Annotated in this window: 21 protein-coding genes; 14 read left to right on the top strand and 7 right to left on the bottom strand. The window is 71.9% G+C overall.

Translation table 11 applies throughout. The annotated features are described in order from the left end of the window. Positions 1-8: 8 nt before the first annotated feature. From AC3RX0_RS03320 to AC3RX0_RS03335, 4 genes are read right to left on the bottom strand one after another with little or no spacing between them, the layout of a single operon-like run. Positions 9-1847, bottom strand: a complete 1839-nt coding sequence (locus tag AC3RX0_RS03320) for a thiamine pyrophosphate-requiring protein (protein WP_491504511.1) — start codon at positions 1845-1847, stop codon at positions 9-11. Between the two features lie 16 nt (positions 1848-1863). Further along, positions 1864-3501, bottom strand: a complete 1638-nt coding sequence (locus AC3RX0_RS03325; RefSeq protein ID WP_491504512.1) for a GMC family oxidoreductase — start codon at positions 3499-3501, stop codon at positions 1864-1866. Beyond that, complete coding sequence (locus AC3RX0_RS03330) at positions 3498-4148, bottom strand: gluconate 2-dehydrogenase subunit 3 family protein (RefSeq protein WP_491504513.1); 651 nt, start codon at positions 4146-4148, stop codon at positions 3498-3500. The genes AC3RX0_RS03325 and AC3RX0_RS03330 overlap by 4 nt, the downstream gene beginning before the upstream one ends. Then, entirely contained in the window at positions 4145-4612 is a 468-nt protein-coding gene (locus AC3RX0_RS03335; RefSeq protein ID WP_491504514.1) for a hypothetical protein, read from the bottom strand. Before AC3RX0_RS03335 ends, AC3RX0_RS03330 begins: the two co-directional genes overlap by 4 nt. Before the next feature lie 217 nt (positions 4613-4829). On the opposite strand from AC3RX0_RS03335, the gene AC3RX0_RS03340 reads away from it, so the two are divergent. The 3 genes from AC3RX0_RS03340 to AC3RX0_RS03350 all read left to right on the top strand — a co-directional run bounded on the left by AC3RX0_RS03340 (position 4830) and on the right by AC3RX0_RS03350 (position 8167). After that, on the top strand, positions 4830-5726 hold the full coding sequence (locus AC3RX0_RS03340) for a carbohydrate ABC transporter permease (protein ID WP_491504515.1): 897 nt from the start codon (positions 4830-4832) through the stop codon (positions 5724-5726). Next, entirely contained in the window at positions 5723-6664 is a 942-nt protein-coding gene (locus AC3RX0_RS03345) for a carbohydrate ABC transporter permease (protein WP_491504516.1), read from the top strand. The genes AC3RX0_RS03340 and AC3RX0_RS03345 overlap by 4 nt, the downstream gene beginning before the upstream one ends. A gap of 138 nt (positions 6665-6802) precedes the next feature. After that, positions 6803-8167 carry an ABC transporter substrate-binding protein gene (locus AC3RX0_RS03350; RefSeq protein WP_491504517.1) on the top strand — a complete coding sequence of 455 codons (1365 nt, stop codon included), beginning with the start codon at positions 6803-6805 and terminating at the stop codon, positions 8165-8167. Between the two features lie 282 nt (positions 8168-8449). On the opposite strand, the gene AC3RX0_RS03355 is transcribed toward AC3RX0_RS03350, so the two are convergent. Next, positions 8450-8953: a YciE/YciF ferroxidase family protein gene (locus AC3RX0_RS03355; RefSeq protein ID WP_491504518.1), complete on the bottom strand. Its 504-nt coding sequence runs from the start codon at positions 8951-8953 to the stop codon at positions 8450-8452. Positions 8954-9187: 234 nt separating this feature from the next. Here AC3RX0_RS03355 and AC3RX0_RS03360 point away from each other — a divergent pair, with 234 nt between their 5' ends. The 3 genes from AC3RX0_RS03360 (at position 9188) to AC3RX0_RS03370 (ending at position 11257) form a co-directional block, all read left to right on the top strand. Then, complete coding sequence (locus tag AC3RX0_RS03360) at positions 9188-9544, top strand: DUF7882 family protein (protein WP_491504519.1); 357 nt, start codon at positions 9188-9190, stop codon at positions 9542-9544. A gap of 20 nt (positions 9545-9564) precedes the next feature. Then, a complete protein-coding gene (locus AC3RX0_RS03365) occupies positions 9565-10464 on the top strand; it encodes a glycosyltransferase (protein WP_498165875.1) in 900 nt (299 codons plus the stop codon). An 85-nt stretch (positions 10465-10549) separates the two neighbouring features. After that, positions 10550-11257 carry a sigma-70 family RNA polymerase sigma factor gene (locus AC3RX0_RS03370; RefSeq protein WP_491504521.1) on the top strand — a complete coding sequence of 236 codons (708 nt, stop codon included), beginning with the start codon at positions 10550-10552 and terminating at the stop codon, positions 11255-11257. Here the strand turns inward: AC3RX0_RS03370 and AC3RX0_RS03375 are convergent. Then, positions 11166-12197: a glycosyltransferase family 9 protein gene (locus tag AC3RX0_RS03375; protein WP_491504522.1), complete on the bottom strand. Its 1032-nt coding sequence runs from the start codon at positions 12195-12197 to the stop codon at positions 11166-11168. The genes AC3RX0_RS03370 and AC3RX0_RS03375 overlap by 92 nt on opposite strands. Before the next feature lie 77 nt (positions 12198-12274). Here AC3RX0_RS03375 and AC3RX0_RS03380 point away from each other — a divergent pair, with 77 nt between their 5' ends. From AC3RX0_RS03380 to AC3RX0_RS03410, 7 genes are read left to right on the top strand one after another with little or no spacing between them, the layout of a single operon-like run. Then, positions 12275-12829 (top strand): D-glycero-alpha-D-manno-heptose-1,7-bisphosphate 7-phosphatase, encoded by a 555-nt coding sequence (locus AC3RX0_RS03380; protein ID WP_491504523.1) that lies wholly within the window; start codon positions 12275-12277, stop codon positions 12827-12829. Then, positions 12829-13884: a glycosyltransferase family 9 protein gene (locus AC3RX0_RS03385; RefSeq protein WP_491505371.1), complete on the top strand. Its 1056-nt coding sequence runs from the start codon at positions 12829-12831 to the stop codon at positions 13882-13884. The genes AC3RX0_RS03380 and AC3RX0_RS03385 overlap by 1 nt, the downstream gene beginning before the upstream one ends. Next, entirely contained in the window at positions 13881-14906 is a 1026-nt protein-coding gene (locus AC3RX0_RS03390; RefSeq protein ID WP_491504524.1) for a glycosyltransferase, read from the top strand. Before AC3RX0_RS03385 ends, AC3RX0_RS03390 begins: the two co-directional genes overlap by 4 nt. Then, positions 14903-16144: a glycosyltransferase gene (locus tag AC3RX0_RS03395; protein ID WP_491504525.1), complete on the top strand. Its 1242-nt coding sequence runs from the start codon at positions 14903-14905 to the stop codon at positions 16142-16144. The genes AC3RX0_RS03390 and AC3RX0_RS03395 overlap by 4 nt, the downstream gene beginning before the upstream one ends. Beyond that, a complete protein-coding gene (locus AC3RX0_RS03400) occupies positions 16144-16794 on the top strand; it encodes a D-sedoheptulose-7-phosphate isomerase (RefSeq protein WP_491504526.1) in 651 nt (216 codons plus the stop codon). The genes AC3RX0_RS03395 and AC3RX0_RS03400 overlap by 1 nt, the downstream gene beginning before the upstream one ends. Continuing rightward, positions 16791-18176, top strand: a complete 1386-nt coding sequence (locus tag AC3RX0_RS03405; RefSeq protein WP_491504527.1) for a PfkB family carbohydrate kinase — start codon at positions 16791-16793, stop codon at positions 18174-18176. Before AC3RX0_RS03400 ends, AC3RX0_RS03405 begins: the two co-directional genes overlap by 4 nt. Before the next feature lie 10 nt (positions 18177-18186). Further along, positions 18187-18879 (top strand): SDR family oxidoreductase, encoded by a 693-nt coding sequence (locus AC3RX0_RS03410; RefSeq protein WP_491504528.1) that lies wholly within the window; start codon positions 18187-18189, stop codon positions 18877-18879. Here the strand turns inward: AC3RX0_RS03410 and AC3RX0_RS03415 are convergent. Continuing rightward, positions 18868-19941, bottom strand: a complete 1074-nt coding sequence (locus AC3RX0_RS03415) for a glycosyltransferase family 9 protein (protein WP_491504529.1) — start codon at positions 19939-19941, stop codon at positions 18868-18870. The genes AC3RX0_RS03410 and AC3RX0_RS03415 overlap by 12 nt on opposite strands. 120 nt (positions 19942-20061) lie before the next feature. Here AC3RX0_RS03415 and rfaE2 point away from each other — a divergent pair, with 120 nt between their 5' ends. Continuing rightward, positions 20062-21528: a D-glycero-beta-D-manno-heptose 1-phosphate adenylyltransferase gene (rfaE2, locus tag AC3RX0_RS03420; protein ID WP_491504530.1), complete on the top strand. Its 1467-nt coding sequence runs from the start codon at positions 20062-20064 to the stop codon at positions 21526-21528. Positions 21529-21551: the final 23 nt, after the last annotated feature.

Genomic DNA, 21551 nt, shown 5'->3' on the forward strand with positions numbered 1-21551 from the left:
GACCCGGTTCAGTCGTCGTGGTCGGCGTCGCGCTTCCTGCCGTGGTGCAGCGTGCCCTTGACGCGTTCGATGCCCTCGGTGACCAGCGCCTTGGCCGTGTCGACCACGACCGTCGGCAGCTCGGGGTCGCCGTGCAGCAGCGCCTCGGCCGTGTTCTTCGCGAACTCGCGGGTGATGTCGGGCGGCAGCGGCGGCACGTTCTTGCTCGTGTACGCGTCGATCAGCGTCACGCCGCGGCGGGCGAACGCGGTCTCCCACGCGGCGGCGACGTCGTCGTCGCTTCTGACCCGGATGCCCTCGAACCCCAGCAGCTCGGCCCAGCCGGCGTAGTCGACCGACTCGACGTCCTGCGAGACCGGCCACACCGGGTTGGCGTCCTCGGTGCGCATCTCCCACGACACCTGGGTGAGGTCGTCGTTGTGCAGCACCAGGATGATCAGCTGCGGGTCGGACCACTGCTGCGCGTACTTCTTCACCGTGATCAGCTCGTTCAGGCCGAGCATCTGGAACGCGCCGTCGCCGATCGTGCAGACCACGCACCGGTCGGGGTACGCGAACTTCGCCGCCGTCGCATACGGCATGGCCGCCAGCATGCTGGCCAGGCGTCCCGACAGGTCGCCCTTCATGCCGCGGCGCAGCCGGATGTGATGGCCGTACCAGTCCGCGGTCGACCCGGCGTCGGCGGTGACGATGGCCTGCGGCGGCAGCCGCTTGTTGAGCTCGTGGTACACCCGGCGCGGGTTGACGCCGTCGTCGTAGCCGACGAGCGCCTGGGCCTGCATCTCGTCCTCCCACTCGGCCATCTCTTCGGCGACCTTGTCCTGCCAGCTGTGGTCGGCCTTCTCCTCCAGGTGGGGGATGAGCGCCGTCAGGGTGGCCTTCACGTCGCCCCACAGGTTCAGCTCGGTGGGGTAGCGCAGCCCCATCTGCTCGGGCTTGAGGTCCACCTGCACGGCGCGTGCCTGGCCACTCGGGGGCAGGAACTGGCCGTACGGATAGTTCGTGCCCAGCAGGACGAGCGTGTCGCACTCGTTCATCTGGTGGACGCTGGGGAGCGACCCCAGCAGCCCCAGCTGCTGCGAGTGGTAGGGGACGTCGGAGGGCACGACCTGCTTGGCCCGCAGCGACGTGATGATACCGGCGCCGCACAGCCGGGCGGCCTCCAGCACCTCGTCGGTGGCGCCGTCGGCGCCGTTGCCGACGAAGAACGTCACCCGGCTTCCGGCGTTGACGATCGCCGCCGCCTGCCGGATCTCGTCCGCCGGCGGCGTGATGGCGGTCGACGGGGCCACGGCGCTGGAGCGGGACACCCAGTTCGCAGGCTCGAGCTCGGGCATCGGCATCCCCTGCACGTCGTGCGGCAGGATGACCACGGCCGGCCCCAGCCGCACCCGGGCGGTGCGGAACGCGGTGTCGATGACCGCCTGCGCCTGGGCCGGCGAGACCACCGTCTGCACGTAGACGGCAACGTCCGCCATCGTGCGCTCGAGGTTGCTCTGCTGCTGCGTGAACGTGCCGAGGGCGCTGAGCCCCTGCTGGCCGACGATGGCCACGACCGGCTGGTTGTCCATCTGCGCGTCGTAGAGCCCGTTGATCAGGTGGAAGGCACCGGGGCTCGAGGTGGCGATGCACACGCCGACCTCGCCGGTGAACTTGGCGTGCGCGGTGGCCATCAGCGCGCAGATCTCCTCGTGCGTCGGGCGCACGTACTGCAGGCCGTGCTCGGCCCGCTGCGCGTCGCCGAGCGCGCCGTCGAACTCTCCGATGCCGTCTCCTGGGAAGGCGAAGACCCGACTGACACCCCACTCCCTGATGCGCTGAATCACGAAGTCGCTCACCGTTGCCATGTCCGTTCCTTCCTTCTCATCGGCCGGTTGCGCCATCCCGGATGAAACGGGATGCCGCGCGCGCCGCGATCGCCATGATCGTCAGGGCCGGATTCGCACTGCCCTGGGTGGGCAGCACGCTCCCGTCGACGATCAGCAGGTTCGGCACCGCGAAGCTGCGGCAGTCCCCGTCGACGACGCCGTCCTCGGGTGAGGCCGCCATCCGCGCGCCCCCGACCAGGTGCGCGTACCGCTCGATCGTGATGACCTCTTCGGCGCCGGCCGCGGTGAGGATGCGCTCCATCACGGCGGTCGCCGCCCGCACGAGGGCCCGGTCGTTCTCGCACTGCGTGTAGTCGAACCGTGCGATCGGCATGCCGTGGCGGTCCTTCTCGTCGGCCAGCGTCACCCGGTTCTCGGGCTGTGGCAGAAACTCGCACAGCGCGCCCAGGCACGCCCAGTGCACGTAGTCGCTCATGTAATCGCGGAGGGTCGCGCCCCAGTGTCCCTGCGCCGCGACGTGCTCGGCCCAGGTGATCGGCAGCGGCGAGACCGTCTGCACCGAGAAGCCGCGCCGGTAGGGTGCGTCGGGGTCGGTCTCGTAGAACTCCTCGGTGCTGACCTCGGGCGGCGGCCCCTTCCACATCCGCACCTCGCTCGCGAAGCGGCCGCCGGTCTGCGGGGCGCCCTGCACCATGAGGTAGCGGCCGACCAGGTCGAAGTCGTTGCACAGGCCGTCCGGAAAGCGGTCGCACGCCGAGTTCAGCAGCAGTCGCGGCGTCTCGATGGAGTAGCCCGCCAGGGCCACCGCCCGGGCGCGCTGAAAGCGCTGCACGCCGCGGCGCACATAGTGCACGCCCGTGGCCCGGCCGGTGCGCGGGTCGATCTCGATGCGCGTGACCATCGAGTCCGCTCGCACCTCGGCGCCGTGCGCGAGGGCGTCGGGGATGTGCGTGATCAGCGGCGACGCCTTGGCGTCGACCTTGCATCCCTGCAGGCAGAAGCCGCGATAGATGCAGTGCGGCCGGTTGCCGAAGCGGCCGTTCGAGATGGCGACGGGACCGACGCGGGTGGCGATGCCGGCGGCTTCGGCGCCGCGCTGGAACAGCTCGCCGTTGCCTGAGACCGGGTGGGGGCGGTGCGGGTAGGAGTGCGGGTCGCCCCAGGGCCAGTGCTCGCCGGCGACCGGCAGCTCGGCCTCGATCAGCTCGTAGTGCTCGCGCAGGTCGTCGTAGCCGATCGGCCAGTCGGCGCCGACGCCGTCCTGGGAGCGGGTGCGGAAGTCGCTGGGGTGAAAGCGCGGCGTGTAGCCCGCGTAGTGGATCATCGAGCCGCCCACGCCCCGGCCGGAGTTGTTCGATCCGAGGGGCACAGGGTCATCGCCGCCGATCTCGCGCGGCTCGGTCCAATAGAGGTTATGCGATCCGGCCTCGTCGCTGACCCAGTCGGCCTGCGGGTCCCAGAAGGGCCCGGCGTCCAGGCCCGCCACCGTCATGCCCGTGCGCGCGACGCGCTGCATCAGCGTCGAGCCGCCGGCGCCGCAGCCGACGATCACGAGGTCGATCTCGTCGTCGTCGTCGAACGTGCGCATGTCCTCGCGCAGGCCCGGCGCCAGCTGCAGCCCGTCGCGACTGAGCAGCCACGCGGATTCGTTGCGCTCGCGCACTGCGGTCATGGTGCTTCCCGTTCCGCCGGTCGCACCGGATCGTGGCGGGGGCGCACGTCGTGCACCTCGAACGACTCCAGCCGGTCGACCCCGAGGTTCTTGTACCCGCGCGGGTAGGCGGGCCCGTCGAATCCGATCTCGTTCCAGGCCCAGGGGTGCGAATAGAACGCCGTGCAGGCGTAGCGCATCCACAGGCTCCACACCTGGGCGGCGATCATGCCGTGCCATCGTCCCGTGTCGCGCTCCTGGACCGCTCTCAGGATCTGCTCCTGCTGCTCCCACCCGGACTGCGCGAACGTCGTGCCGTGGGCGGCGCGCGCGTCGTCGTCCAGACTCCCCAGGCTGTCGCGCCACGCCTGGCCGTCAGTGGGCATCGACTCGTAGTGCCAGCCGTCGGTCTGCCCTTCGGCCAGGCGGGCGTCCACCATCTGCACGACCGGCACCCGGGGGTCGGTCCGCTGGTACAGCAGCTGGTCGAACAGCGCCGCGGCCGCCGCCTCTTCGGCCTCGGTGAAGAAGCGCGTCGCGGGCTGGCGTCCGAGCCTGCCCTGCACGACCGTGCGCGTCACGTCGTCCCAGTGCCGCGCGTGCGCGGCCACGTCGAACCCGGGATACCGCCCGCCGCCGTGCTCAGGTTCCAGGGGCAGAGCGCTCACTTCTCGCGCCTCAGCACCGCCGCGAGGATTCCCATCCCGCCGACGAGCGTCACCAGCAGTGGCGCCATCAGGGGCGGGCCCATCTCCATGTTGTAGCGGAAGTTGCGCCACCCGCCGGGCTTCTGCCCGATGCCGCGGGCGTGCAGCCACACGCCCTGGAGGCCGTTGGCGATCACCGTGGCCGACGCGAGCGGAAGCAGCGTCTTGGCGGCGCGCCGGCTGCACGCCCCCGCCACGCCGGCGACCGCGCCGACCGGGCCGAGCATGATCGGCGCCCACATCCAGCGGTTGCCGAAGCTGGCTTTGTCGTGCTCGAAGAAGATCTCGGCCGCCGTGACGACGGCCCCGGCCGCCGTCATCCCCGCAAGGCTGCGCTCGAATCGTCCGGTGCGCACATTGCGCAGCATCCGGTCGATGCCGTAGACGGCCTCGTCGACGCCGACGACGGAACGGTTCCGGAACATGGCTACTCACCCTCCTGACACGGGGAATGGACACAGCGTCCTTGAGAGCGTGCGCGTGCCCGCGCAGCCCGGCAAGGGGGTGGCGAATGAAGCCCGCGAGGTGTACGAGGTGGGCGGCGCCGACCGCTAGCACAGGAGAAGCGCTTCTGTCACCCGGCTGGCCCGCGCCCGGCGGCCCGCCTAAATTCCAGATTTCCGCGAGGAAGGGGCTCTCACGATGAACAATCGCAGGCGGGAGGCGGTGACGGGATACCTGTTCATCTCGCCGTGGATCATCGGGTTCCTCGTGTTCACGGCCGGGGCCATGGTCTACAGCCTGGTGATCTCGTTCACCCACTACAGCCTGGCCACCGGTCAGGCCACGCCCGCGGGGCTCAGCAACTACGCCGAGCTGTTCCAGGATCCGAAGGTGGCGATGTCACTGGGCAACACGCTGTTCTACGCGGTCATGGCCGTTCCCGCCGAGATCGTCGTGGCCCTCGCTCTCGCCCTCGTGCTCGACCGGCTGACGCGGGGCACCGGTTTCTTCCGCACCGTGTACTACCTGCCCAAGATGACGCCGGCGGTTGCCACGGCATCCGTGTTCTTCCTGCTGCTGAACGGCAACACCGGAGCCGTGAACCGGCTGCTGGCCGTGTTCGGCATCCAGGGGCCGCAGTGGCTCGTGGACCCGGCCTGGATCAAGCCCAGCATCGTGCTGATGACGCTGTGGACCGTGGGCGGGACGATGGTGATCTTCCTGGCCGCACTGAAGAACGTCGGTGCCGAGCTGTACGAGGTCGCAGCCCTCGACGGGGCCGGACCCGTTCGCACGTTCTTCTCCATCACTCTGCCGATGATCTCAGGAGCGATGTTCTTCAACGTCATCGTGCTGTCGATCGCCGCGTTCCAGATCTTCGATCAGGCCTACGTGCTGTTCTGGCGCGATCAGACCAACGCGTCGCCCGACGCGTCGCTGTTCTATGCGATCTACCTGTTCCAGCAGGCCTTCCGGCAGTTCGACTTCGGGTTCGCCGCAGCGATGGCCTGGCTGCTGTTCGTGATCATCCTGGTGATCTCGCTCATCCAGACGAAGGTCGGCAGCCGATTCGTCTACTACGAGGGGAGCCGATGATGGCCGTGTCGCAGGAGACCGTCGGAACCGCCGTCCCCGCCCACGCCGAGGCGCTCGCCGCCGCGGTTCCCGGGCGCCGGCGCCAGGGGTGGCGTCCGCAGACGTTCCTCGGCCGGTTCATCCTGGGCGCCGTCGCGCTCGCGGTGACCCTGCTGTTCCTGTACCCGCTGGTTTGGCTCATCTCGGCGAGCCTGAAGCCCCGCGGCGAGGTGTTCGACAACTGGCTCATCCCGCAGACGCTGCAGCCGCAGAACTACGTCGAGGTGTGGAACCAGCTGCCGCTGCTGAGCTGGATGTTCAACAGCGTCTCGATCGCGCTGCTGGCGGCGACCACCGTGGCCGTGTCGAGCTCGCTGGTCGCCTTCGGGTTCGCGCGCTTCCGCTTTCCGGGCCGCCAGGTGCTGTTCGGGCTGGTGCTGGCCACGATGATGCTGCCCGGCGCGGTCACCATGATCCCGATCTACCTGATCTGGAAAGAGCTCGGGATGCTGGGGACCTGGGTGCCGCTGTGGGGCATGAACCTGTTCGGCTCGGCGTTCTACATCTTCCTGCAACGGCAGTTCTTCCTCGCGCTGCCCTCGGATCTGTTCGACGCCGCCACACTCGACGGCGCCGGCGCCTGGACGCAGTTCTGGCGGATCGCGATGCCGCTGTCGATCCCGTCGTTCATCATCGTGTTCCTGTTCGAGTTCCAGGCCAGTTGGAACAACCTGCAGGCGGCGCTGATCTACCTGAACGCGGGTTCCCCGTCGGATTTCACCGCGCCGCTGGGCATCGCCTACGCCATGACGAAGTACAGTCCCACCGCCGGCGGACACGGCGACTACCAGTACGTGATGGTGGCCGCGCTCGTGGTGACCATCCCGATGTTGATCCTGTTCGCGTTCGGGCAGCGCTACTTCGTGCAGGGGATCGCCACGACGGGGACGAAGGGATGACGGTTCCTGCGTCCTTACCCGAGCAGTAGCACAACGCAGGAGGAGAAGAAAGGGTCTGGGTGCGGCATCCACCCCGCCCATAGCTTCGCCTCGACACTTCTCACCCGGCGTCGTCGGCCGGAGGATCAGGAGACACCCATGCGCACGCGCATCGTCGCCATCGCCGTCGTCGGCATGGCAGCGCTCGCCCTGACCGGATGCACCGGCAGCACCGCCGGCACCGCGGCCGCCGCCGGCTCCGCGTTCACCGCCAAGCCCACCGGCACGCTCAAGGCCTGGGCGTTCGACAACGCCGACGACGTCGGCAAGGCGCGCCTGGACTATGCGGCCGCCCAGCTCAAGGGCGTCACGATCGACATGGACACCACGACCTTCGACGCGCAGAAGTTCACGACCCGCATGGCCGGCGGCAACGTCCCCGACGTCGTGCAGATGGACCGCCGGTTCGTCACCCAGTACGCCGCGCAGGGTCTCATCCAGCCGTTGGACGCGTGCTTCACCGCGCAGAAGGTCGACCCGGCGCAGCGCTGGTACCGGGCGGTGGTCGCCGACGTCACCTACAAGAAGAAGGTGTGGGCGGTGCCGCAGTTCTACCAGCCGCCGGCCATCATCGTGAACATGAAGGTGCTGAACGCCGCCGGCGTCAGCCCCGACCAGATCGACACGTCAAAGCCCGACGAGCTGATGGCGGCCGTCGGCAAGATGTACAAGAGCTCGGGTGGCGTGCCCACCGTCCTCGGCTTCGATCCGGTGGCCACCGGCCAGGCGGGCCTGTGGGTGCTCAGCCAGGGCGGCAGACTCGCCGACGCCGACGGCAAGCCGACCCTCGACGACCCGGCCAACGCCGCCGGCATCGACCTGCTGAAGAAGCTCGTCGACGCGCAGGGCGGTTTCGCGAAGGTGAAGAGCTTCAGCGACGCGTTCGACACGTTCGGTGACAAGAACCAGTACGTCGCCGGTCAGGTGGGCGCTCAGGTCAACGCCCAGTGGTACCCGAACGTGCTCTCGCCGTACATCGGCAAGATCGACATCCGCGCCGTGCCGTTCCGCGGCAAGGACGGCAAGCCCTTCTCGGTCGCCGGCGGCACGGCGTTCGTGATCCCCGTGGGGGCCAAGAATCCGTCGGCGGCGTGCGCGTGGATGAACGACATCACGTCGCTCGACTCGTGGCTGGCCGCAGGCCAGGCGCGCGCGAACACCACCGCGAAGGAGCACGGGGTGAACACCGGACTGTTCACCGGTTCGCCCGAGGCCGACAAGCAGGTCCGCGACACGTGGGTGAAGCCCTCGGGGAACAAGGACTTCGACCAGGTGATCGCCACGTACTACGACGTGGTGGGCTACGGCACCACGTACGGCTCGTCGCCGGCCGGTCAGACGATCGACACCGAGCTGACCAACGCCGTCACCTCGGCGCTGCTCGGCGAGAAGAGCATCACGCAGGCTCTGCACGACGCGCAGGCCACGGCGATGCGGGCGTACGACAAGGCCGCCGGCCAGTGACCAGCGGCCGGCGGCGGCGACGGCCGCTCAGCCGTCGCCGCCGCCCGCGTCCACGATCCGGTACTCGTAGCGCAGGCGCAACGCGAGCTGCACGCCCGACAGACGCGCCTCCTCGCGGCTGCGGGTAGCCCAGGTCCCGTTCGCCGGCGAGCCGGTTCATCCATGCGCCGTCCTTGTGGACGGTCTCGACGACGCCCGTCATCCTCGTGTCACCCTCTTCCGATGCCGCGGGGCCCGGGTCGCGCCGCCCGAGTCATGCGGCCTCAGATCATGCGGGCCGGGTCATGCCACCCCGGCGAGCTGCCGGGCCTTCGCGGTCAGCTCCTCGCTGGTGTGGCGCTCCTGGTCGCAGTTCGCCGTGAGCAGCTCGGCAGCATTCAACTCGCCCAGCCCGGTGGCCGCGGCGATCAGGACCTCGTAGGCCGCGATCTCGTAGTGCTCGGTGCCCAGCGCCGCGCCGACGACCACGGTGTCGGCGAGGTCCTGGCTGGACTTGCGCAGCAGCGCATCACCCTCCTTCGCGAGGCCCCGCGTGGTCGGGCTCGGCGCTTCGTCCACGGCGATGCCGAGCTCTGCGCACACGGTGTGCAGATTCTCGACCTGCTGACGGGTCTCGTCGGCATGGTGCCGGAACATCGCCTTGAGCTCTTCGGACCGAGCGTTCTCCTCGAGGTCTCCGAGCATCTTGAGCGAGTCGTCCTCCATGCTCAGGGCCATTCCGATCTGGTACTCGAACAGCTCCCGCGGAGTGTCGAAGTGCTCGAACATGCGAACCACCTTCCTCATCGTCTGCTTCTGTCGTCGATTGCGTCCACCGAGGCTCGCATGTCCACCGGTATGGGGCGTTCCCCCTTGACAAATCAACCGGGTGCCCTTTCGGCTGTCAGGGGGGACAATGAGGACGAAGCGCGACCCCTGATGCGCGATCCGATTCCACTGAGTGACCGCCTGAGAGTTCCGCACGCCGTGGGCCCGGAGGGCAGGTCGCGGTTGCCGAGGGACGCAGAGGAGGTCCACGCCATGGGGAAGTTCACCTACGAGGGGTCGGTGAAGGTCGACTTCGAGGACCGGACCCTCGCGCATCTGCTGGTGGTGATCGCCTCGAAGCTCCGCCGCGGAGAGGCGTTCAATTTCAGCTGGCGCGATGACGCCAGCGTCGGCGACGGGCGCACGACGGTCTGGATGCACCCGCACGCGTCGCTGGTCTACAAGTTCTACGGCAGCCGCCGTCCGAAACTGAACGCGGCCTGGATCGACGCGCTCGCGATGGCTGCGAACTCGCCCGCCGGTCTGTACGTCGTCGCCGAGCCGGCCGAGCGGGAGGCATCGCCGGCAGCCGAGCCGGAGACGGCGCCGACGACGGAGTTCACGTCCTGATCCGGGAGCCGAGCACGCCTGTGTCCGCATCCGGGGGAGCGCGCGCCCCCTCCCGGAGCAGTGCCCGGGCGCCGGCGGCCCGTTGGGCCCGACCCGATCGGCCGCCGGCGCTCGTGGACGTGCTCATTCCGACGGCCGACCGGCCTGCGGAGCTCGCGGTCACGCTCGCGGGCCTGGCGGCACAGGACGATCCCGCGTTCCGGGTCGTGGTCAGCGACCAGTCCGAGGACCCGGATACCCTGCAGGCACCGGCCCTGGCCGCGATGGTCCGCGTGCTGCGGGCGCAGGGCCGGCAGGTCGAGATCGTCCGTCACCTGCCCCGCCGCGGCATGGCCGAACAGCGTCAGTTCCTGCTCGATCGCGCACGAGCCGCGGCGGTCCTGTTCCTCGACGACGACGTGTGGCTCGAACCGGGCGCCCTGTCCACGATGCATTCCGCGCTGGGCGCGCTCGGATGCGGATTCGTGGGCATGGCCGTGCAGGGGCTGTCGTACCTCGACGACGTGCGGCCCGAAGAACAGGCGGAGTTCCTGCTGTGGACCGGCCCCGTCGCCCCCGAGCGCATCCGCCGGGACAGCCCCGCGCACGCGCGGTCGCGACTGCACAACGCGGCGAACCTCGCGCACATCGCCCTGGCCCGGGGGTTGACCGACGGCCACTGGCTGCCGTACCACGTCGCCTGGATCGGCGGCTGCGTCCTGTACCGCCGTGACGCTCTGGAGGCATGCGGCGGCTTCGGCTTCTGGCGGGATCTGCCCGCCGCACACGTCGGCGAAGACGTCGTCGCGCAATGGCGCGTGATGGAGCGCTTCGGCGGTGCGGGCATCCTTCCGAGCGGGGCGGTGCACCTCGAATCCGCCACGACGCTGCCGGATCGACGGGTGGACGCACCCGACCACACGCTCCGGCCGGAGCAGTAGCCTGCTTCTCCTGCTTCTTCAACCCCCTTCGTGATCGTCTCCGTCGGCGGTGACCATGTCGATCGATGCGAAGGAGGTCGATCGGATGGTCAGGACATCGAACGAGTGGGACACCGCGGAGCAGCAGGCGCTCGTGATCGAGAACATCCCACTGGCCCGCTCACGGGCCCGACGGTACTTCCGTCAGGACCCCGCACGCGACGAGGACCTCGTGCAGGTCGCCTACGTCGGCCTGGTCAAGGCCGTGCGCGGCTATCGGGCCGGGGCCGGGGCCGGGTTCGCGGCATACGCGGTGCCCACGATCGACGGCGAGGTCAAGCGCTACCTGCGCGACCACGGCTGGTTCGTGCGTCCGCCGCGTCCGCAGCAGGATCTGAACCGTCGCATCGCCCGCCGGCTGCCGCAGCTGATGCAGGAGCTCGGGCGGCAGCCCGACCACGACGACCTGGCCGTCGCGCTCGGCGAGCCACGCGATCGCATCGACGGTGCGGTCGCGTGCGCGGCAGGGCTGCGCCCCGCGTCGTTGGATGCCGCAACCGGCGCCGATTCGGCCGCGTCGCTCGGCGACGTGCTGGCCGACGACCGGGCCGACCCGGCGTCCTCCGAGCTGCGGGCGATGGTGCGCGCGGCGGTGCGGGCGCTGCCGGTGCGGGAGCGCCAGATCGTGTATCTGCGATTCTTCGAGGACCTGCCGCAGCGGGTCATCGCGGATCGGGTCGGGATCTCGCAGATGCACGTGTCGCGTCTGCTACGGCGGACGATGGCGTTGCTGCAGACGGAATTGGTGTCGTGAGGTCGTCGAGATGAAGCTCCTGCACGGCATCCAGGACGTCCGAGACCTCGACGGCCAGCAGTGCCGGGTCCGGCTCATCGGCGAAGGCCTCGCCGCGCCGCACGCGCTCGTCGGTGAGCACGATGTGCGGACCGGGCGGCGGACCCCACTCCGCGGCGAGCGCCGGCCCGAACAGGACCACCGAGGGACGCCGGTAGGCCGAGGCGAGGTGCGCGGCACCGGTGTCGGCCGACACGACCAGCCGGGCCGACGCGATCAGCGCCACGAGGTCGGCCAGGCTCGTGCGCCCCGCGAGGACGGCGTCGCGACCGCATCCGGCTGCGGCCGCGATGCTCAAGGCCCGCGCGCGCTCGGACGCGCTCCCGGTGACGACGACCTCGTGACCGGCATCGCCGAGCGCGCGCATCACCGCCGCGAACCGCTCGGCCGGCCAGCGCCGCGCGCCGTACCCCGCTCCGACATGCACGATGGTGGCGCCGCACACCGCCGGGGCGAGCACGGGCGTGCGCAGGAAGAGGTCGCGCGGGTCGGCGTCGACCCCGAACGCCGACACCAGCCGCGTCCAGCGCTCTCGCTCGTGCAGGTCGTCGCGCCAGTCCGGAAGGCTCCGATCGGCTCCGTCGACCTCGGGCACCCGGTGCGCGATCGTCAGCCGCGCCCGCCACTCCTGCACGATGCGGCGGCTGCACGCTCCGGAACCGTGCAGGTTCACCGCGACATCCACCGCACCCGGATGGTGCAGCCACTCCGAGTCCAGCCCGTGCACGGGGACCAGACGGTCCACGCCGCCGATGAGCTCCACGATCGGACGCAGCCAGCCGTTCGTGGCCAGCACCAGTCGGTGGTCCCCGAACGCGCGACGCAGTCCCCGGATCGCGGGCACCGCGACCAGGAGGTCGCCGAGGTTCAGGGCCCGCAGCACCAGCAGCGTTCGCGTCATGCGGCCACGATAGGCACGGCGGGCGGTGCCTTGTCCAGGGGGTTTGCGGGCTCCCGCGATCGGGGAACGGTGTCGACATGAGCATGGCCTCCTCGCGCACGGCGGCCGTCCTGTTCGATCGGGACGGGACCATCGTCGAAGACGTCCCGTACAACGGCGACCCGGATCTCGTGCGCCTCATGCCGAGGGCTGCCCAGGCGCTGCAGCGGCTGCGCCGTGCCGGGGTGCGCACGGGGCTCGTCTCCAACCAGTCGGGGATCGGACGGCGGCTGCTCACGCATCGGCAGGTCGCGGCCGTCAACCGGCGCATCGAACGCGAGCTCGGCCGGTTCGACGTGTGCGTCTACTGCCCGCACCTGCCGTCGGACGGGTGCCACTGCCGCAAGCCGGCGCCGGGCCTCGTGCTCGTCGCGTGCGACATCCTGGGCATCGCCCCCGGTGCGGCGGTCGTCATCGGCGATACCGAGGCCGACATGCTCGCCGCGGCGGCGGCGGGCGCCCGCGGCATCCTGGTCCCGAACGCCCAGACCCTCGACGTCGAGGTGACGCGCGCGCACGAGAGCGCCGCCGACCTGCTCGCGGCGGTGCAGGCGGTGCTCGAGCCGGAGCCTGCCGGGACGAGGGCGCCGTGATGCGCAGAGTGCTCGTGGTGCGCCTTGACAGCGTCGGGGACGTCCTGCTCGCCGGCCCCGCCGTGCGGGCGATCGCGTCCTCGCCGACGGTCGACGAGGTGTGGATGCTGTGCAGCGACGCGGGTGCGGAGGCGGCCGAGCTGCTGCCCGGTGTGCACCGGACGATCGTCTGGGAGTGCCCGTGGATCGTCCGGGGCGATACGCCGGTGCAGGTCGCGGAGATGTTCGGCGTGATCGCGACCATCCGCGACGCCGGGTTCGACCGCGCCGTCGTCCTCACGTCGTTCCACCAGTCCTCGCTGCCGACGGCCCTGGTGCTGCGCCTGGCGGGGGTCGGCCAGATCGTCGGCGCGTCGATCGACCACGCAGGCGCGCTGCTGGACGCCCGGCTCGTGCCGGGCGAGAGCCTGGACGAGCAGATCCCCGAAGCCGAGCGGGCGCTGGCGATCGCCGCAGCGGGCGGGTACGCGCTGCCCGTCGGCGACGACGGGCAGCTGGCGGTGGAGGGGCTGGAGCCGTTGCCGGAGCGGCTGGCCGCAGCCGGACGGACCGTCGTCGTGCATCCCGGCGCGCACGCCTCTGCGCGCCGGTGGGCGCCCGAGCGGTTCGCGGCGGCCGTGCGGCTGCTGCACACCCGCGGCCATCGGGTCGTCGTCACCGGCGGCGCCGCCGAGGCCGCGCTCACCGCCCAGGTGTCGGGGGAGGGGCGGTACGCGCAGGACGCGGGCGGCGCCCTGACGCTCGCCCAGCTGGCGACCCTGCTCGCCCGGGCGGACGTGCTGGTCAGCGGCAACACGGGACCGGCGCATCTGGCCGCCGCGGTGGGAACGCCGGTGGTGTCGCTGTTCGCCCCGGTCGTCTCGGCGGTCTGCTGGGCGCCGTACCGGGTGCCGCACCTGCTCCTGGGCGATCAGGCGGCGCCGTGCCGCGACAGTCGCGCCGTGGACTGTCCGTACGCGGGCCACACGTGCCTCAACGGCGTCACGCCGCTCGAGGTCGTCGGCGCCTGCGAGCGCCTGACCAGGCGGTCGGTGCGGGAGGCGATGCCGGCATGAGGATCCTGTTCTGGCACATGCACGGCGGATACGCCGACAGCTTCCTGCGCGGACGCCATACGTATCTCGTCCCGACCGAGCCGGGACAGTCCCCGGTGCGCCCCGACCTGCCGCAGGTCCGCTCGATCGCACCGCGCGAGCTCGTCGACGAGGACATCGACGTCGTCGTCCTGCAGCGGCCGGCGGAGTTCGAGCTGACGCTGTCGATGACCGGTCGCCGCGCCGGTGCCGATGTGCCTGCCGTCTATCTCGAGCACAACGCCCCGCATCCGCGTGCGGCCGTGTCGCGGCATCCACTCGCCGACCAGCGGGAGCTGCCGATCGTGCACGTGACGCACTTCAATGACTTGTACTGGGACACCGGCGACGCCGTCACGCACGTCGTCGAGCACGGGATCCCCGACCCGGGTCCGCTGTATTCGGGCGGCCTGGAGCGGATCGGCGTCGTCATCAACGAACCGGCCCGGCGCGGCCGATGGGTGGGTGCCGACCTGCTGCCGGTGTTCGCGCAGTCGGCGCCGATGGACGTGTTCGGCATCGCCGCGGGCGGGATCGCCGAGCCGACGGTCGGCCACGGCGTGCACGACGGCGGCGATCTGCCGCCCGCGACGCTGCACGCCGAGCTGGCGCGACGCCGCGCCTATGTGCACCCCTACCGGTGGACCTCGCTCGGACTCTCGCTGCTGGAGGCCATGATGCTCGGGATGCCGGTGATCGCGGTCGCTGGGACGGAGGCGATCCGCGCCGTGCCGCCGGGCGCCGGCATCATATCTACGGAGCTTGCCGAGCTCACGCGCGGAGTGCGCGCGTACCTGGCCGACCCCGAGCTCGCGGCAGACGCCGGACGGCACGCCCGGGCGCATGCGCTCAGGTGCTACGGGCTGGAGCGGTTCCTCGCGGACTGGGACGACGTCCTGGCACAGGCCGTCGACGGGTTCGCGCGGCGCCGACGGCATGCACAGCGGGTCCGGGCCAGCGGCATTCGGGATGCCGTCCACAACGGCAAGGAGGCGCGATCATGAGGATCGCGATGATCTCGGAGCACGCGAGCCCGCTCGCGACGCTCGGCAGCCCGGACGCGGGCGGACAGAACGTGCACGTGGCGGCCCTGTCTGCGGCGCTGGCCGCGCGCGGGCACGTCATCTCGGTGTACACGAGACGGGATGCGCAGGATCTGCCCCGCCGGGTGCCGTTGGGCGAGCGCGTCGCGGTCGTGCACGTGGACGCAGGGCCCGCGCATCCGATCGCGCGGGACGACCTGCTGCCGTGGATGGACGACTTCGGCGACGACCTGGCCCGCACCTGGGCCGACGATCCGCCCGACGTGGTGCACGCGCACTTCTGGATGTCGGGACTGGCCGCCCTGCGCGGCGTGCACGCGCTCGGCGACGGTGCGCCTCCGGTCGTGCAGAGCTTCCACGCCCTCGGCCAGGTCAAGCGCCGGCATCAGGGCGCGGCCGACACCAGTCCCGTCCAGCGGCGCGTGCTCGAGCCGCGGGTGGGACGCCGCGTCGACCGGGTGATCGCCACCTGCTCTGACGAAGCGCGCGAACTGCACCTGATGGGCGTGCCACCCGGGCGCATCTCGTTCGCATCGTGCGGGGTCGACACCCACCTGTTCGCGCCTGAGGGCCCCGCGGCCGAACGCACGGACGCCTTCCGCGTGGTCGCGATGGGCCGGCTGGTGCCGCGCAAGGGCGTGGAACTGGTCATCGAGGCGATCGCCTCGCTGCGCGCGCGGGGCGTGGCCGACGTGGAGCTGCTGGTGATCGGCGGCTCCGAGCCGCGGGAGCAGGCCGCGTCCGACGAGGACGTCGCGCGCCTGATGGCCAGCGCCGACGCCTTGGGCGTGCGCACCCAGGTCCGCTTCCTCGGTCAGATCGCGCACGAGCTGCTGCCCGCCATCGTCCGTTCCGCCGACGTCGTCGCATGCACGCCCTGGTACGAGCCGTTCGGCATCGTCCCGCTCGAGGCGATGAGCACGGGCCGTCCCGTGATCGCGGCTGCCGTCGGCGGGCTCCTCGACACCGTGGTCCCCGGGGTGACCGGGCTGCACGTGCCGCCGCGCGACCCCGAGGCGATCGCCGACGCGATCCTCGCGCTGCGCGCCGACCCGGGCCTGGCTCGCAGACTCGGCGCCAACGGGCGCCGCCGCGTGCAGGACCGCTACACGTGGGGACGCGTTGCGCACGACACCGAACAGATCTACCGCCAGGTCGTGCACGGCATCGACGCGGTTGCAGCGAAGGCGGTGTCGTGATGGCGCTGCGACAGGCCGAGGCCGCACGCGCCGATCCGATCGCGCAGGTGCTGGAGGTCCAGCTCACTGCGCACGTCGCAGCAGTCGAGGCGCTGCGTCAGGTCCTTCCCGACATCGTCGCGTGGGGGCGGGAGCTGGCCGCCCGGCTGACCGCCGGCAGTCGGCTCATCGTGGCCGGCAACGGCGGATCGGCGGCCGAGGCGCTGCACCTGGCGGCCGAGCTCGTCGGCCGCTTCGACGGCGACCGCGCCCCGTTCTCGGCCATCGCGCTGCCGGCCGACCCGGCCAGCGTCACCGCGATCGGCAACGACTACGGTTACGCCGACGTGTTCGCCCGGCAGGTGCGGGCGCACGCGCGTCCCGGCGACGTGGTGATGCTGCTGTCGACGAGCGGTCGCAGTCGCAACCTGCTGACGGCCGCGCGCGCGGCGCGGGATGCCGGAGCCGACGTGTGGGCGCTCACCGGACCGGCACCGAGCCCCCTGGCCGGCCTCGGGGGCCGCGTCCTCGCGATCGCCGCACCAGCTCCCGCGGTGCAGGAGGCACACCTGGTCGTCATCCATCTGCTGTGCCGCGTGTTCGACGCGGCCGTGGGACGGGACCGGGCCGCGTCGACCCGGACGCCCGAGACGGAGAAGGAGCTCACATGAAGATCGCAGTCGTCGGAGACGCCCTGCTGGACGTGGACCTCATCGGAACCGCCGAGAGGCTCGCCCCCGACGGACCGGTGCCGGTCATCGCGTTCGACCGCGTCGTGCGCCGGCCGGGGGGCGCGGCGCTGGTCGCCGCCCTGCTCGCCCGCGACGGCGCCGAGGTCACCATGGCGACGGCGCTGGCCGAGGACTCTCCGGCGAACGACCTGCTCGAAGCGCTGTCGGACGTGAGCGAGGGCGGCGGACGCATCCGGCTGGCCTCGACGCGGCTGGACGGGCAGACGCCGGTGAAGACCCGCATTCAGGCCGACGGGCACGCGGTGGCGCGGCTGGACGAAGGCGACCCCTTCTGCCACGTCGATCCGTTCGGGATCGACGCCCTCGCCGCCGTCGCCGACTGCGATGCGATCGTGGTCGCCGACTATGGGCGCGGCGTCACCGAGGACTCCCGCCTGCGCCGGCTGCTCGAGTCCCGCGGGGCACGGATCCCGATCGTGTGGGATCCGCACCCCCGGGGTCCCCGGCCGGTCGTGACGGCACAGGTGGTCACGCCGGACGCGAAGGAGGCGGCGGCGTTCGGCCATCCCGTCGGCGACTCCGCGGCATCGGCGGGACGGGCGGCGGCCGCGCTGCGGGCGCGGTGGCACGTCGGCGCGGTCGCCGTCACGCTGGGGGGAACCGGGGCGGTCCTGGTCCGGCGCGACTGCGCCGCGCTTACGATCGCCACGCGGCCGGTCGTCCACGCCGACGAATGCGGCGCGGGCGACCGGCTGGCCGCGGCGACCGTGCGCGCGCTCGCCGCGGGGGCGAGCGTCACCGACGCCGTCGAACGGGGGGTCGCCGAAGCGAGCGCGTTCGTCGCGGCGGGCGGGGTCGCGACGCTCCGTCACCGGGTGACGGCCGCCGCAGGCGAAGCGGGGGACGCCTACGGGCTCGCGGAATCCGTGCGCGCCGCGGGCGGGCGGGTCGTGGCGCTCAGAGGCGACTTCGAAGCGCTTCGCGCTGACCACATCCACCTGCTCGCGGCGGCTCGGGCGCTGGGCGACTGCCTCATCGTGCTCATGTCGGGCGACCGCTCCGGCGACCTGTCCGCGTCGCACCGCAAGCCCCGGCACGCGGTCCCGCTGCCCGAGGCGGACCGGCGTGACGTGCTGATGGCGCTCGGCAGCGTCGACGGGGTGATCGTGGTGCGCGACGACGCCTTCCCGGTCGTCGTGGACCGTCTTCGTCCGGATGTCTGGGTCACGGCGGGAGGGCAGGGAGCCGGCGACGACATCGACGAACGATCCCTGGCCGGATGGGGCGGATGCGCGGTGACGATGCCCGCGTTCGCCGACGCACGGGCGGTGCCCACTCCGGCCCTGCGCTCGGTTGGTTGAGGTGGCCGCCATGACCGACGCGCGCCCCCTGGGCAACATCCTCATCACCGGCGGCGCCTCGGGACTGGGCGCGGCGGTCGCCGCGGCCGTCCGCGCCGAGGGCGCCCGGCCGATCGTGCTGGATCGCGACGTCGACGACGGACCCGACACGTACCGGGTCGACGTGTCCGACACCGTGGCGGTGGAGCGCACGGTCGCCGCCGTCGCCGCGGACGAGAGGGGCCTCGACGCCGTCGTCACGGCAGCCGGGATCGACCGGCCGGCCCGCTTCGACGAGCTGTCCGGTCGGGAGTGGGAGCACATCGTCGCCGTCAACCTGTTCGGAACGGCGGCCGTCGTCCGTGCCGCGCTGCCCGCGCTGGTCGCGTCCCACGGCCGGGCCGTGCTCATAGCGTCGTCGCTCGCGCTGAGGACCGTGCCCGATGCGACGGCGTACTGCGCGTCGAAGTTCGGTCTCGTCGGGTTCGCGCGCGCCCTCGTGCAGGAGACGCGGGGGCGGATCGGCCTGACGACGGTCTTTCCCGCCGGGATGGCCACGCACTTCTTCGAAGGACGAAGCGAGCAGTACAAGCCCGGGCGGGACGCCCACCTGATCGACCCCGCGCGGGTCGCGGACGCGATCGTGTTCGCCCTGCATCAGCCGCCCGGGATCGAGCTGCGCGAGATCACCATCTGCCCCGACGACGAGCCGTCATGGCCGTGATGCGGCGAGGTCGCACAGGTCGTCCCAGACCGTGTCGACGGTGACGTCGGCGACGAACGACACGTCGTGCGGGCAGCGCTGCGCGGACGACCCGGTGCCGGTGGCATCCTGCCCGCACACTGGGCACCGGGTGATCCAACCCAGGGCGACCCGATCGCGCGCCCGGCCCATGGGTGCGGCATTGATGGCGTTGCCGACCCAGAAGACCCCGACGGTCGGAGTGCCCACGGCGCCGGCGAGGTGGCGCGGCCCGCTGTCGTTGCCCACGAAGCCTGCGGCGCGGTGCAGCAGCGCGACGAGCTCCGGCAGCCCCAGGCGCCCACCGGCCGAGATCACGCGCGGCGCATCCGCCTCGCCCGCCACCGCGTCGGCAAGGCCTGCGTCCTCGCCGTCGCCGACCACCACGACGCCGAGGCTGCTGCGGGCGCATCGCCGGGCGAGCGCGGCGAAGCGGTCGAGCGGCCAGCGCCGACGCGGATCGGTCGCACCCGGATGCAGCACGACGTAAGGCGTCCCGTCGGGGACCCACGGTCCACGGCCGAGGTCGCGCTCGTGCGCGGTCAGGACCAGCCGCGGCGCGGTGACGGCGGTGTCGGCGCCGGCGAGGCCGGCGACCTCGAGCCACCGCACCACCTCGGACTGGTAGTACACGTAGGGCAGGTCGCGCTCCAGCGGCACTGCATCCGGTGCGCGCAGGCCGACCGTGTGTCGGGCGCCGAGACCGAGCAGGAACGGGTTGGAGAAGCGGCCGCCGCCGTGCAGCTGACACGCCAGATCAACACCCTGCGCCCGTACCCCGCCGACGACGTCGTCGCCGTCCGGTGCGGCGGCACCGCCGTCGTTCACGCCGGGTACCTGGGGCAGCGCCTCGACCTCGTCCACGGGGCCCGGGCGCCCGTGCAGCAGCGCACGGTGCGCCGACGTGCCCAGCAGCGTGATCGCGGCGGACGGGTAGGCGTCGTGCAGTGCCTGCAGCGCCGGAAGGGTTCCGACGAGGTCGCCGATGCCGCCGCCGCGCAGCACGACGATCGTGCGGACGTCCTCGAAACGCGTGCAGGTCATGCATCCTCCGTCGTCTGCTCCTCCTTTCCCCGGACGTCGCCAGGTGAAACGGGCGCTGCGCAACGGAATGGGGGCACGGAACCAGGTGTCAGCGGCGGTCCGGATGGGTACCCGAGAGGTATGGCAGCAGACATCGAGCAGATCATCCGCACCATCCGATCGGTGCGCCCGCGGGTGACGGTCGTGGGCGGCCTCGTGCTGGATCGCTGGGTGCAGGGCAGCGTCCGGCGGGTGAGCCGCGAGGCCCCCGTCCCGGTCGTGGACATCGCCCGCACCGACGAGCAGCCGGGGGGTGCGGCGAACGCGGCCGCGAACCTCAGCGCCCTGGGGGCGCGCGTACGGCTGCTGGCGACGGCGGCGGACGACGCCGCGGGTCGGTCCCTCATGCGGCTGCTGGCCGAGCACGGCGTCGACACCTCGGGCGTCGAGCTGACGGCGACCGGCGTCACCGCCTGCAAGACCCGCATGGTCGGCAACGGCCAGATCCTGCTGCGTGCCGACGTCGCGCCGCAGGGGCCTGCCTCGCCCGACGCCGAGCGGGGCTGGCTGGACGAGCTGGCCGCGCTCGGAGAGGACGGGACGGTCGTCGTCAGCGACACGACCGAGCCGTGCCTCAGCGACGCTTTCGTCGCGGGCATGGCGCGGCGCCGGATCCGCGCCCGCGTCGTGGTCGACGCCCACCGCCTCGCACGGTGGCGGGCCGTGGCCCCCGATCTCGTCACGCCCGACGCCGCCGAGGTCGAGGCCCTGCTCGGCAGGCCCCTCGCAGGGGACCGCATCGCCGCGGCCGGCGCCCTGGCCGCCGGGGTGCTGCGGGCGGTCGCCGCCCGTCACGTGGCGGTCACCCTCGACGCCGACGGCGCCGTCATGGCCGACCGGCAGGGCGTCCAAGCGCGCACGGCTCCCCGGGGTCGCGCCCCCGAGGCGCGCACCGCCGGTGCCGGCGACACGTTCGCGGCCGCGCTGACGGTCGCCGAGGCGGTCGGCTGCGCGCCGCAGGACGCCGCCGACTTCGCGCAATGCGCCGCCGATGTGGCCGTCGCGCACGAGGGCACGACGGTGTGCGGGCTCGACGATCTCGTCTATCGCTCGCCGCACGACGCGCGCATCGTGAGCGACGCCGTCCGGCTTCGCGATCTGCTGCACGACGCGGTCGCCCACGGCGCGCGCGTCGTGTTCACGAACGGATGCTTCGACATTCTGCACCCGGGCCACGCCGCCTATCTCGAACAGGCCAAGTCGCTGGGGGATGTGCTGGTCGTGGCGATCAACGACGACGCGTCGGTGCGCGGGCTGAAGGGCCCGTCGCGCCCGGTCAACCCCGTCGAGGACCGCGCCCGGGTGCTGGCCGCCCTCGCCCCCGTCGACTTCGTCATCCCATTCGCAGAGAGCTCGCCGGCGCGGCTGCTGTCGCTGCTGCGCCCGGCGCTGTACGTGAAGGGCGGGGACTACACACCCGAGATGCTCGATGAGACCGCGGTGGTGACGGCCTACGGCGGAGAGGTCCGGACGCTCGGCTATTTTCCGCGGTATTCGACCACGGCGCTCGTCGAGCGCATCGGGCGTCAGGGCCGGAGTTCCGGCTGAGATGCACCGACGACGGCGGCGAT

Source organism: Microbacterium sp. W1-4-2, assembly GCF_058349885.2.